The following is a 12,650-nucleotide window of genomic DNA, read 5'->3' on the forward strand; positions in this document are numbered from 1 at the left end:
GCTTTCCTCACAGGTAGCTGTAAAACAGGCCGTCGAGCAGGCGGGTCCAGCCGTTAATCAGCACGAACAGCAGCATTTTCAGCGGCAGCGACAGCGTCATTGGCGCTACCATCTGCATGCCGAGCGCCAGCAGCACATTAGAAACAATCAGGTCGATGACAATAAACGGGATATAAATCAAGAACCCAATCTTAAAACCGGCCTGTAGTTCGGACAGCACAAAGGCGGGGATCACCAGCAGCAGATTGTCTTTGCTCACGCTGTCCGACATCTCTTTTGGCCACATGCGCACGCTGTTTTCCTGTAGATGGATCAGGATGTCGGGATCGGTATTGTGGACCATAAATTTCTGTAGTGGAGCCACTCCGTTAGTGACGCTGCTCTTCAGGCTATCCATGCTGGATAAATCGGCGGGAGCCTGGCTAAACTGCTGCTGCATCTGGTTAAAAACCGGGGCCATAACAAACAGCGTGGCCGCCAGGGCGATGCCGTACAGCGCCATATTGGGCGGCACCTGCTGTACCCCGATGGCATTGCGCGTGATCAACAGCACCATTGAGATCTTCAAAAAGCAGGTGCAGACGATCATCAGCATCGGGATCAGTGACAGCGCCCCGAGGAACAGGGCAAAGGTCATCGGATCGAATTGCTCTGTGTTCATTCGCTCACCTGTTGGGACGTCAGCAGCAGGTGGGTCAACTGTAATCCCAGCTGCCCTTCCACATCCACCAGCTCCCCGCGCGCAATCAGGGTGTCGCCGTGGTACAAACCGGCTTCGCCCGGCGTGACGTTATTCAGCGTCACCACACTGCCCGCCTGCAATTGTTGCAGCTCGCCCAGCGTGATGGCCGTGCGGCCACAGCGTACCTCCAGTGACAGCGGCAGCGCTGCCAGCTGCCCGCTCTCTTCATGACTCAGGTATTCAGACTGTGGATCGTAGGTTGATTCATCATCGGCAGCGTTGTTCAAGGGGATGTTCTCCAGGTGGTTAAGCAAAAAATGGTGGGGTAACTGCAACTCACCGTATAACCGCCGCCCGGCAACGATCAGGCTGCCCTGTCCATCTGCGGTGAAATAGCTGACGGGGGGGATCAGTACATCGCCAGCGTTTAGCGCCTGTAGCTGGTGCGTGGATAAGGTGATGCGGGCCAGGATCAGCGGCTGGCGGTAGGCCAGGCTGGCAGATAGCGCCGCCGTCCTGCCTTGCCAGCCTGGCTGGCTGAGCCAGTGCGCCAGCTGCGCGTGGCCCAGCCGCAGCTGGCAGTCAGCATGGCGATCGCCCAGCCTGACGTGCAGTCTGGCGTTGACCTCGCCGTCATCCGGCCCGTCGGCTGGCTGGATATCGCCAAACAGCAGGGCCAGCTCCGGGCTTAAATACTGATTGAACAGCGCCCACTGCCAGCCGTCGTCCAGCGGGCTAGCGTCCCGTGCCGGAAGAGGAGAGAGTGACAGCAGGTTAAGCAACGGTGCGCCATCGCCGAGAGAAAAACCCCCCAGCGCGCAGCGCCAGTGGCTCTGTTCTACGGGCTGCTGCTGCCCGTCTGGCAGTAAACAAATCCTGCCAGCTTCATCACCCAGCGTAAAAGCGTAATGGTGAGCGGCGGCAAGGTGGTTTTGCGAGCGTGCGCGCGTGCGGCTGATGCGGGGAAAATTGAGCAGGGCTGCTTCGCTCACGGCGCTTCTCCCTGCTCAATGGCCAGTTTTACCGGGCCGTTCAGAGACTGGCTCAACAGGCGGCGGCACTGGATTTCCCGGCGCTGCCAGTGACGCCAGACCTGCGGTGGAAAACGCAGGGAGATTTCCCAGCCGACGGGCTGGCGCGGCGCGAGGGTGACATCCACTTCTCCCGCCTCTGGCAGCAGCAGGGTAAAGGCGCATTCTGGTGCTGCGCTCCCGGCTATGCGCTCATGCAGCTCCTGATGCAGCATCTGCCAGTCGGGTGACGGTGCTTCCCCCTGCGCTGGCTCATTTTCAGGAATATATTCACTGGCGCAGGTGAAAAACACCGAGCCAGGCGTGGTCGGGGCCGCTTCTTTGCCATCGTGCTGGCGCAGCCTGGACGGCGGCAGGCGATCGCGGCAGCGCTCATCCGCCTGGGTCTGGCGCGGAGAGGGCGGCAGCCGATCAGGATATCCCGAGGTATTCATCACGCCTCCCCCAGGTGTTCAGACAGGTATTCCAGTTTTTCCACCGCTTTCTGCTGTTCCCGTGCGCGCTGCGCGGCCTGCTCCAGCTGATATTCGGCCTCCTCACTGGCCTGTTGTGCCTGCTGGCATTGCTGCTGCTGCTGCCCCACCGCCTGGAGTGCCGACTGTTCACTGGCCAGTCGCCGGGTCAGTTTTTCCCGCGATGGCTGGCGCTGCTGGAATGCATCGCGCTGGTGCTGATAGTCCTGCTGGTATTGCACCAGCTGCTGCTGCTCTGTCAGTTGCTGCTGCTGCGCCTGGTCCAGCTGCCATTGCTGCTGGCGCTGTTGGCGCTGGGCGCGATTCAGGCGCTGACGGCGGATCGGCATCAGGATGCTTAACGCCTGCTGCAAGTTTTGCCGCTGGATATCCGGCTGCTCGTCAAATTCATGATCAATCAGGGGCATGGGCGCTGACCTCCGCAAGGTGATACTGGGTTTGTTCAAAAGGATCGGGGGCGCGCATCGACTGGCGCAGGAACTGGTTGATGGTCTCATTGGCGTTGACGGCAGCATCGGTCAGGCTGTCATTCCCCGGCTGGTACTCACCGAGCCGTATCAGCATTTCCACCTGCTGGTACGCCGCCATCAGGCTGCGCAGCTGTCCGGCCTGTCTCATATGCATCGGTTCAACCACATTGCTCATGGTGCGGCTCAGGCTGGCGAGAATATCGATGGCGGGATAGTGATTGCGCTCGGCCAGACGGCGGCTCAACACGATATGGCCGTCGATCAGCGAGCGCACCTCATCGGCCACCGGATCGTTCATCGAGTCCTGTTCGATCAGCACCGAATACAGGGCGGTGATCGCCCCCTGCCGGGTTTGTCCGGCACGCTCCACCAGCCGTGGCAGCAGGGTGTAAACCGATGGCGGCAGCCCCCCGCGCCCGGGTGGTTCGCCGAGCGCCAGGCCGATTTCGCGCTGGGCGCGGGCAAAACGGGTGAGTGAATCGACGATCAGCAGCACGCTTTTGCCTTCAGCGCGGAACGCCTCGGCAATGGCGGTGGCGGTAAACGCGGCGCGGGCGCGCTCCATGCTGCTGCGATCCGAGGTGGCGCACAGCAGCACCGTGCGGCTGCGTAATTCCTCATCCAGCTCGTGATCGAGAAATTCGCGCAGTTCACGGCCACGTTCACCGATCAGGCCAAAGACGATGACATCGCACGGGGTATTACGCGCCAGCTCCGCCAGCAGCGTGGTTTTGCCACAGCCCGCCCCGGCAAAAATGCCGACCCGCTGGCCGTTGCCGATGGTCAACAGGCCGTCAATCGCCCGCAGCCCGGTGGGCAGCGGGGTGGCAATACGCGGGCGCTCGGTGGGGGGCGGCGCATCGTTCAGCACCGGGACGGCGCGCACCTGGCTGCCCGGCTCGGCGAACGCGCTGTGTCCACCCGGCTCCAGCGCCCGCCCGAAGCCGTCCAGCACGCTGCCCAGCAGTTGCTCACTGACGCAAATACTGTGCGGCAGATAAAGCGGGATGATGATGGCCCCCTGTGAGATACCGTCCAGCGCGCCGAGCGCCGACAGCAGGATTTTTTCCGGGCTGAAGCCGACGATCTCTGACAGCACGCTGCCGCCGTCGCTGCGCTGAATGCGGCATAAATCCCCGATGCGCGCGCCAGGCAAGGTGCATTCGATCAGGATGCCGCTGATACCGGTCACGCGCCCGTAGCGCCTGACCGGCGTATAGCCTTCCAGGCGCTGGCGCTGCTGCTGCGCCCACTGCGCCAGATCTTGCTGAAGCGCGCTCATCACCATTTCACCTTGATGTTTTCACGTCCGGCAAACTCAATACTGTCGGCATTAATCGCCACCAGCCGCAGCCGATCGATTTCATCGCCGATAAAAATGCGCTGTCCGTCGGCGGTCACGATATTGGCGTGCGGGCCGCTGCTGATTTGCACAATGTTAAACGGCAGGCGCGTACTGACCGTGGTCGCCCGATTATGGATCGGTAGCCGGACGTCAAAACGTTGATAGAGATTGCTCAACATGCGCTCCAGCCGCTGGTTATCCTCGCTGCTGATACTGCCCGACAGCGTCAGGCTTTGGCCGTCGGATGACAGCGTCACGCTTTTCTCCAGGCTGCGATCGAGCAGCATACTGCTGACGACCTGGCGCGAGCGCTCTACGCTGGACAACTGCGGTTTACCCGGCGCGGGCGGGGCCGAAGGGGAGGCGAGGCTGTCCTGTAACAGCCAGCTGCCGAGCATCATTACCAGCAGCAGGATCAGCAGCAGATAAAGCGCTTTTGCCCAAATCGGCAGCGGGCGTTTTTCCACCACGGCTTGCGGAGCACGGCTTTCCGCCGGAGCGATCGCTATTGGCTCCGGGGTAGCGACAAATAAGTCCTCCTCTTCCTGCTCCTGTTCATCGTCTTCTTCCGGCCAGGGCGTGGAGGCGCTGACGATACTTAGCCAGATATGCCCGAGTGCGAAAGCGGTTCCGGGTTGCAGGTCGGTCAACTGCTCACAGCGCTGCCCTTCGTTGTCGTTAAGCGCCCCCTCCAGCGCGGTGACTTCCCATCCCCGATCGGTTTTGACCAGCTGGCAGTGGCGGTCTTTGATGCCGGGATCGAAAAGCGCCAAATCCGCATCCTGCGCGGCACCAATCCACCACTGCTGGCCGCTCAGGGGCAGCGCCGCACCACGGTGCAGCCCGGTCAGTACGCGTAATTCATGCATGGGTCATTTTCCTGAAAATCTGGCGGTGACTGTTGTAAATCGAGCCGTCCCAGCACGTTGATGGCGACGTTACTGGTTAATTCAGCAAAGGAGAGCACCGGCACGGCGTGGAATTCGTCTTTCAACAGGGCGCGCAGCGGGCTGCGTAAATCCTGGGCGACGAGGATCAGCGCGTGATTATGGTCATAAGGCGGGAAGGCGCTGCGCAATTGATCCAGCAGGTTGATGCCATATTCCTGGGCCAGGGAGAAGAAGGTTTCGCTCTGAGCCTGACGCAGCGAGTCGCGCAGCAATTCTTCGGTCTCTGGTGTTAGCAGCCACACATCCAGCCCGTTGGTCTGCTGATACTGGTGGCAGATATGCTCTTTCAGCGCGATGCGCACAAAGTCGGTCAGGGCGGCGCTGTCGCGTTCGTGCTGGCCGTGTTCGATCAGCGTTTCGGCAATGGTACGCACCGAGCGCAGCGGGATCCGTTCCGAGGCCAGACGTTGCAGCACCGCCGCAAAACGGGAAAGCGGCATAATGCGTTGCAGCTCTTGGGCCAGCTCCGGCTGCTCGCTCTCCAGCCAGTTGAGGATCGATTTGCTCTCCTGCAAGCCGATAAACTGCGCACCGCTTTGGTGGATCGCCTGTTCCATCCTCAGCATGATCAGCTGTTCGGCGTTCCAGTAGCGCCGATCTTCCTGTTGCAGTAACGGATGCTCTGGAGGAAGCCAGCACCAGTGATGTTCATCGCGTTCGGCCTCGCCGGGCTGGATCTGGCCATCATTGTCGGCATCGGCAGCATGGACTTCAATACTGCTTTTCCTGACCGCCAGCTGCGTGACGGCGAAGGTGGCGGTCACCAGCGGAATTTCATACACGCAGAAGCGGAATTCGTCATCGTCCAGCGCCGGGGAGAATTCGATATCAAAGCTCGGCAGGGTAAAACCAAAGTGATAAACCAGCCGGTTACGCAGGCGGCGAATATGCTGGACAAGCGATTCAGCCGCTTCGCTATGACTGTGTGCCTGACTGAACTGCAACAGATAGGCCCGCGTCGGGTTAAAGCGGCGCAGATCCTGATGGCCGTTATCTTCCGGTGCCAGCTGCTGTGCCTGAAGATCATCGGCCTGCTGCTGATTATCCTGCTGTTTGGTGCGCCATAGCTGGAACAGGCCGCTGCCGAGAGCGATGGCGCTGATGACGATAAATACCGCCGTGGGCATACCGGGCAACAGCGCGAAGCCCAGCATCCCGGCGGCGGACATAATCCAGGCTTTCGGCTGGCTGGTAAGCTGCTCGGCGATTTCGCGGCCGATATTGGCATCAACCTGCTGACCGTCGGCGGAAACGCGGGTGATGATCATCCCGGCGGTCAGGGAGATAAGCAAGGCGGGGATCTGGGCGATCAGGCCGTCACCGATGGTCAGTACCGAATAGATATGCATCGCCGCGCCTGGCTCCATGCCGTTTTGCAGCACGCCAATGGCAAAGCCGCCGATCATATTGATAAAGACGATCACCAGCCCGGCAATGGCATCGCCTTTGACGAACTTCATTGCGCCATCCATTGCGCCGAACAGTTGGCTCTCTTTCGCCAGGTTTTCCCGGCGTTGGCGCGCCTGATGCGCTTCGAGCAGACCGGCACGCAGGTCGCTGTCTATCGACATCTGCTTGCCCGGCATGGCATCAAGGGTAAAACGCGCGGCGACTTCAGCCACACGTTCTGAACCTTTGGTGATCACCAGAAAGTTCACCACCGTCAGGATCAGAAAGATCACCAGGCCGACCGCCAGATTGCCGCCAACGACGAAGTTACCGAAGGCTTCTACGATATGCCCGGCATCCTGTTGCAGCAGGATCTGGCGGGTGGTGGAGATCGACAGCGCCAGGCGGAACATGGTGGTAAGCAGCAGTACGGAGGGAAAGGTCGAGAAGGCCAGCGGCTTTGGCAAATACATCGCCAGCACGATAAGCAGTGATGAAATACAGATATTCAGCGCAATCAGCACGTCGATCAGTCCCGTGGGCAGCGGAATGATCATCATGAAGACGATCGACATGACGATCGCCGCGCCTACCACTTCCGAGCGCTGCATTGCGCTGATAGCGAGGCGATTCAACCAGACAAACAGAGCACTCATTTATGACGCCGTCCGGGGTTGTGACAGGCTGGCGCGCGGTTCCTGTGCGGCGTATTCGCTAATCACCGTGCGCAGCAGATTCAGCGCCATCTGGCGGTTTTTACTTTTATCATCGCGCCACAGTCCCAGCGGCAGGTGATAAACCAGCGGCACTAATCCACTGAGGAACAGTAACTGATGCTGGGGATGCTGGCCCGCCACGTCGCGTGAGAGGTTTTGCAGATCGCGCAGATAAGCCCCGTTGCCGCTCAGATTTAACAGGCGACGGGTCAGTTCCAACGAGGTGAAACTTATGGTGGGAAGTTTGCCAGCCAGCCGCGTCAGCAGGGTTTTACAGGCGGTCAGCGTCTGGCTGATATTGCCAGCATCCTGTAGGCTGCTGAGAATTTTTTGCAGCGCACGCCTGGGGATGGAAGAGCTGCGTGACGCAATATCATCCGCCAGCGCCCGCTGTAAGGTGCGTAATCCCTGGTTAAAATGCGCACCACCAAAGCTGTTCAGCAGGGCGTCGAGCATCGCATTACCCGATTGCAGGTGAACAATCGTCTGGTAATAGAGCTGGCGCATTGCCTGCTTTTGCGAAGGGTCGGTACTGAAACTGGCAATCGCGCTGGCGGTGTTTAAGCCGGCACTGACTTCTGCCCCTTTTTCCTTATGCAGGCGTTCCAGACTTTGCGCCGCGTTATTGGCCAGCTCGCCGTTTTGCGTGCGTTGCGCCTGTAGCAGCGTATGGCGCAGCAACACGTCACAGCGTGCCGGGTCCCCGCCTGCCGCATCGAGCAGCGCATCCATGCTCGGTGAGGAGAAGTTTTGCAGCAGGGTTTGCATTTTTTGGTTTTGCGTTTCTAAACGCGCATGCTGCGGGTGCTCCAGCAACTTGAGTAATTCGTCTAACTTTTCAATACGTTCAATATGTTGCTGCGCCCGGTTGCCCGGTTGTGCCACCACCCGTCGCTGATTCAGCGCTTTGCTTTTCCGCTCCACATGTTCCGCAAAGGTCATGGAGACTTCCTCCATTGAGTCTTCCAACGGTGATGACGGCACACGCGCTGCCGCACCGGCGGCCGCTGGCGGCGCAACGCTGGTCGGGGGGGAGGCATCATCTGGCGCGCTTATCGTGACGGAGTGTGGCGGCTGAATGCCGGGTAAAACCGGAGCTATTTTCATCCTGGCGAACCTTAAATGGTGGGAGCAGTTGCTACTGTGTGGCGTGATTAGCGCATCGGTTCCCTGGGGATGTCGTTGTAAAAAAAATTCCGCATTGACCTGTGCAATTTATTGCAAATCCCGAGGTAACTTCTGGCAACTTTTTGCCAAAAGTTACCCGTACCATGAAAGGTAATGTGTTTTTTATCAGGTGGTTATATCGTTTTTTTGGATTGGCATAAGCCTTGCTAAAGCCTTGGTGCCGTTGGGGCATCAATGAAATGAGTACTGGAGCATGTCATGACAGAAGTTCACCTGCAGACGACAGAAAAAACATCGATCGGCGATGCGCTGCCGCTCAATATCGATTGGGAGGGGATTTTTCGTGAGCACGGGCGACGCGTGCATCATTTTATTCGCAAACGTGTTTCCCATCGGGAAGATGCAGAGGATCTGGAACAAATGACCTGGCTGGAAGTGCTGCGCAATCGCGATAAGTTTGCCGGTGCATCAAGGCCTGAAACCTGGGTGTTTGGCATTGCCCTGAATCTGGTACGCAATCATTTTCGCCTCCAGTCCGGCCGTCCGCGCTGTGATGAACTGGAAGACGATATTGTCTTAACCCAGGGCGACGATCCCAGCCATATCACCGAACATCAGCGCATATTAACCTCTACGCTCAACTCCATTGCCGCGTTGCCGGAAGATACGCGCCGTCTGATGAGCATGCTGGTGGAGAAAGACGGCAGTTATCAAGCCATCGCGGCGCATTTAAATATTCCGATTGGCACCGTGCGTTCCCGTTTATCGCGTGCGCGCGTCTCGTTGAAACAGTCAGTGTTTTCTTAATGTTGGATAGACGAAAAATTCGCTAAACCGTAAAGTGATCTGCACAGTGTCCTGCTTTGCCATCCGGGTGCTGCCTCAATGCAACGCGACTTGATTGCAGACAGGCAGCCAAACCGGGTAACAATGTTTACAGAAAGGAGACGAGATGCAATTTTCCGTGCGACAGGTGAGTGCAAGCAGTGAGCCGCTCAAATTGCTCGAGTTTGCGTTGAACACGGTGAAAGACGCCGTCTATCTGATTGATAGCAATACCCGTTTTTTTTACGTTAATGACGAGTCGTGCCGCATGTTGGGCTACAGCAATAATGAATTAATCAGTATGTCCGTGCCGGATATCGATCCGGCGTGGAGCAAAGAGGATATTTATGCCATGTGGGAGCGGGTGCGGGAACGCGGCAACGGTAAAGCGTTTACCTTTGAAACGCATCATAAAACCAAACAGGGCATGCTGATACCGGTTGAGGTCAGTTCAAATCCTTTTGTCTATGAAGAGGGCAATTACAGTATGTGCGTGGTCAGGGATATGAGAGAACGTAAGCATCTGGAACAGATGTCTTATGCGAGAGAACAGGAGTTCCAGGTGCTGGTTGAGAACTCACCGGATATGGTGGTGCGTTTTGATCCCAATTTGAATTGCCAGTATGCCAACCCCGCTGCATTACGTCACCTGAACGTATCGGCAGAACAGCTGAGGGGGCGACGTTTCCGTGACCTGCTGGGAGATTTGGCGTGCGTGCAGCATATCGAACGCCTGGTGGCCGAGGTGGTGCACAGTCAGCTGGAGGCCGAAGGAGAGCTGGTGGAGTCTGATAACAAGACATCCGCCGGGACGGTGATTCACCATATTCGCTGCGTGCCGGAGTTCGATCGCTATGGTGCGCTGATCTCCGTGATGTCTGTTGGGCGTGATATTACCGCGATCCACTATGCGGAAAAAAAGCTGGAAGACTCGCATATGCGCCTGAGGCTGTTGGCCCGGCAGCGTGAAGTTTCGCGTGAAGAGGAGCGTAAGCGCATCGCACGGGAGATCCACGATGAGCTTGGTCAGCATTTAACCTCGTTAAGAATGGGCATCTCCATGCTGCGCATTCAGTTCAGCAAAGATAACCCGCAGCTACATGAACGTGTTGTGCATCTGATGGGCCTGACGGACAAAACCATTCAGGTGGTGCGTAATGTGGCAACCCGGCTGCGGCCTAACGTACTGGATATGGGGCTGACGCCAGCACTGGAATGGCTGCGCGATGAGTTTATCAGCCGCCATATTGGCTGTTGCTGCCGCCTGATCACCCCTGAAAAGGAAGTCAGGCTAAGTGATGAACAGGCCACGGCGGCATTTCGCGTGGCGCAGGAATCACTGACCAATATCTCGCGCCATGCTCAGGCATCGGAAGTGATTATTTTACTCGTTCGCCACGCTAATTCGGTGGTGCTTACCGTGCGCGATAACGGGCAAGGCTTCGACTGCCAGCAAGGTAAAGACAACGCATTCGGCCTGATGAGCATGAGAGAGCGCGGGCGGATGATGGGTGGAAATGTCGACATTGAAAGTAAGCCGACGATTGGCACATGCATAAAACTCACCATTCCCATGACACAGGATTCTGATAATAAAAAGGTTTTGGAATAATACATGGATAAGAATATTCGCCTGATGGTTGCGGATGATCACGTCATCATGCGCGAAGGGTTGAAGCAGATATTTTCGCTGGACGATCGCCTGGTTGTCGTGGCCGAAGCCGGTAATGGCACGCAGGTGATGGAAGGGTTACGCGTTGAGCAGATTGATTTGTTGTTGCTGGACATGAGTATGCCGGGAGTCTGTGGTGAGGACCTGGTCACCCGTATTCACTTACAATACCCGAAGCTGCCGATTCTGATACTGACGATGTATAGTGAACCGCAGATAGCGCGGCGCGTGTTGAAGTGTGGCGCGCTGGGCTATATCACTAAGGACAACGACCCTGAGACGTTACTGGCAGCTATACACCGCGTGGCGCGAGGACAGCGCTTTATCGACCATATTTTGGCTGAGCAGATTGTTTTTGCCGAGTGCACTCAGGTGGGGGAGGCACTGCATGCTCGCCTGACGGCACGAGAAATGCAAATTATGCTGATGCTGGCGCGTGGCGAGGGCGTCAACCACATTGCCGAAGCGCTGACAATCAGCAATAAAACTGTCAGCACCCATAAATCACGCTTAATGGATAAGATGATGTTTACGACCAACGCCGACATCGTGAAATATGCCATTAGTCATCGTTTGATTACTTAGGATTGCTCTTATATTTCCTGCGGAAAGCTTCTGCCGGATGATGTTTCCCTTGTTTGTATTTATTTGTAAATTCCTTACATAACAACAAATTAAAATGGGTGTGTACCGCACCCGCTTCCACTTATTTGACCATTCGTAGGGCAATCCCTACATTCACACCCGAAATTTCCCTACTTAATCTTCAGCATATGACGATGGTTTATGAACGTTAGTATGGGTATTTCTAAATGCCAGCGTAAGCTAATAGTAAATTTTTAAGCACAAAATGTAATTAATTATGTACGATACGCTGGCTGTAACAAAGCTGTGCTGGTGAGCGATGTTAAAAAAAATAATGAATAGGGTAGGGGTAACTTTTATGACCATCAGGAATAGTGAACACTCGTTTCGGCCCTGGCCGGGGCGGGGAGAACACATCTCTTTGACAGAAGAACAACCCATCGATATTCACGACACGCTGGCTGAGATGATCAAAACCGTGGCGCCTTTGAAAATTGATTTGGTGCTGGAGGGGGAGACCGGCACCGGTAAAGACACGCTGGCACGAAAAATTCATCAACTTTCCGGCTGCCCTGGAAAACTGGTCGCGGTCAACTGTGCGGCAATACCGGAAACCCTGGCCGAAAGCGAACTGTTTGGCATCAATAATGGGGCTTACACCGGCGCCGGACAGGCGCGTGCGGGTTATGTGGAAGCCGCGCATAACGGCATTTTGTTTTTGGATGAGATAGACAGTATGCCGCTTTCACTCCAGGCAAAAATGCTACGCGTGCTGGAGAACCGGGGCGTTGAACGCCTGGGGGGAACCCGCTTTACCCCGGTCAATATGCGCGTGATCGTCGCAACGCAGACTCCCCTGTTAACCCTGGTTGAACGCGGCAGCTTTCGACGCGACCTCTATTTTCGCCTGAATACCGTCAGTATCCAGTTGCAGCCTTTGCGCGCGCGCATTGAGATGATCATCCCACTGTTTCGTTATTTTATTCAGCAGGCGGCAACCACGCTGCAATGCCCGCCGCGTGAAATTACCCAAGACCATTACGAGTGTTTGTTGAGCTATGGCTGGCCGGGAAATATTCGTGAACTGAAAGCCGCCGCTGAACGTTTTGTGCTGGGGCTACCGCCACTGGGACTCTCCTGTCATTGCGGGCACGAGCGGCCACAGTTAAAAGAGATGATGCGACGTATTGAAAAGAGCCTGATCCATGACTGTCTGCTGCGTCATGGGCACAGCATTGATGAGGCGGCGCAGGAGCTGGGCATCCCTTTACGCACGCTCTATCACCGCATCAAGTTACTGAACGTGGCCACCGGCCGGATGGTCGCCCAATAATTGCGCCGCAAAAAATAAATAAAAACTGATGTTGTCCGGGAACCGATCGAA

The 12,650-nt window shown here is 56.8% G+C and carries 12 protein-coding genes; 4 read left to right on the top strand and 8 right to left on the bottom strand.

What is annotated here, in order from left to right; translation table 11 throughout:
- Positions 1-7: 7 nt before the first annotated feature.
- Genes sctR through sctW form a run of 8 tightly spaced genes read right to left on the bottom strand, consistent with a single transcriptional unit; the run spans position 8 to position 8,163 of the window.
- Positions 8-661 (bottom strand): type III secretion system export apparatus subunit SctR, encoded by a 654-nt coding sequence (gene sctR, locus EPIR_RS02580; protein ID WP_023653740.1) that lies wholly within the window; start codon positions 659-661, stop codon positions 8-10.
- Positions 658-1,674: a FliM/FliN family flagellar motor switch protein gene (locus EPIR_RS02585; protein WP_023653741.1), complete on the bottom strand. Its 1,017-nt coding sequence runs from the start codon at positions 1,672-1,674 to the stop codon at positions 658-660. The genes sctR and EPIR_RS02585 overlap by 4 nt, the downstream gene beginning before the upstream one ends.
- Entirely contained in the window at positions 1,671-2,147 is a 477-nt protein-coding gene (locus EPIR_RS02590) for a type III secretion system HrpP C-terminal domain-containing protein (protein WP_023653742.1), read from the bottom strand. The genes EPIR_RS02585 and EPIR_RS02590 overlap by 4 nt, the downstream gene beginning before the upstream one ends.
- Positions 2,147-2,593, bottom strand: coding sequence for a hypothetical protein (locus EPIR_RS02595; RefSeq protein ID WP_023653743.1), 447 nt, complete (start codon positions 2,591-2,593; stop codon positions 2,147-2,149). Before EPIR_RS02595 ends, EPIR_RS02590 begins: the two co-directional genes overlap by 1 nt.
- Positions 2,580-3,944, bottom strand: coding sequence for a type III secretion system ATPase SctN (sctN, locus tag EPIR_RS02600; protein WP_048696733.1), 1,365 nt, complete (start codon positions 3,942-3,944; stop codon positions 2,580-2,582). Before sctN ends, EPIR_RS02595 begins: the two co-directional genes overlap by 14 nt.
- Entirely contained in the window at positions 3,938-4,870 is a 933-nt protein-coding gene (gene sctD, locus EPIR_RS02605; protein ID WP_023653745.1) for a type III secretion system inner membrane ring subunit SctD, read from the bottom strand. Before sctD ends, sctN begins: the two co-directional genes overlap by 7 nt.
- The gene (gene sctV / locus EPIR_RS02610; protein ID WP_023653746.1) at positions 4,849-6,996 is read right to left on the bottom strand and encodes a type III secretion system export apparatus subunit SctV; all 2,148 of its coding nucleotides are present in this window, start codon (positions 6,994-6,996) and stop codon (positions 4,849-4,851) included. The genes sctD and sctV overlap by 22 nt, the downstream gene beginning before the upstream one ends.
- Positions 6,997-8,163 (bottom strand): type III secretion system gatekeeper subunit SctW, encoded by a 1,167-nt coding sequence (sctW, locus tag EPIR_RS02615; RefSeq protein WP_023653747.1) that lies wholly within the window; start codon positions 8,161-8,163, stop codon positions 6,997-6,999.
- A gap of 279 nt (positions 8,164-8,442) precedes the next feature.
- On the opposite strand from sctW, the gene EPIR_RS02620 reads away from it, so the two are divergent.
- The 4 genes from EPIR_RS02620 to EPIR_RS02635 all read left to right on the top strand — a co-directional run bounded on the left by EPIR_RS02620 (position 8,443) and on the right by EPIR_RS02635 (position 12,599).
- Positions 8,443-8,991 carry an RNA polymerase sigma factor gene (locus EPIR_RS02620; RefSeq protein ID WP_023653748.1) on the top strand — a complete coding sequence of 183 codons (549 nt, stop codon included), beginning with the start codon at positions 8,443-8,445 and terminating at the stop codon, positions 8,989-8,991.
- Between the two features lie 145 nt (positions 8,992-9,136).
- Entirely contained in the window at positions 9,137-10,621 is a 1,485-nt protein-coding gene (locus EPIR_RS02625; protein WP_023653749.1) for a PAS domain-containing sensor histidine kinase, read from the top strand.
- Between the two features lie 3 nt (positions 10,622-10,624).
- Complete coding sequence (locus EPIR_RS02630) at positions 10,625-11,266, top strand: response regulator (RefSeq protein WP_023653750.1); 642 nt, start codon at positions 10,625-10,627, stop codon at positions 11,264-11,266.
- Between the two features lie 358 nt (positions 11,267-11,624).
- Entirely contained in the window at positions 11,625-12,599 is a 975-nt protein-coding gene (locus tag EPIR_RS02635) for a sigma 54-interacting transcriptional regulator (RefSeq protein ID WP_023653752.1), read from the top strand.
- The last annotated feature ends 51 nt before the right edge of the window (positions 12,600-12,650 follow it).

The sequence above is a fragment of the Erwinia piriflorinigrans CFBP 5888 genome (assembly GCF_001050515.1).
In the GTDB taxonomy this organism is placed as follows: domain Bacteria; phylum Pseudomonadota; class Gammaproteobacteria; order Enterobacterales; family Enterobacteriaceae; genus Erwinia; species Erwinia piriflorinigrans.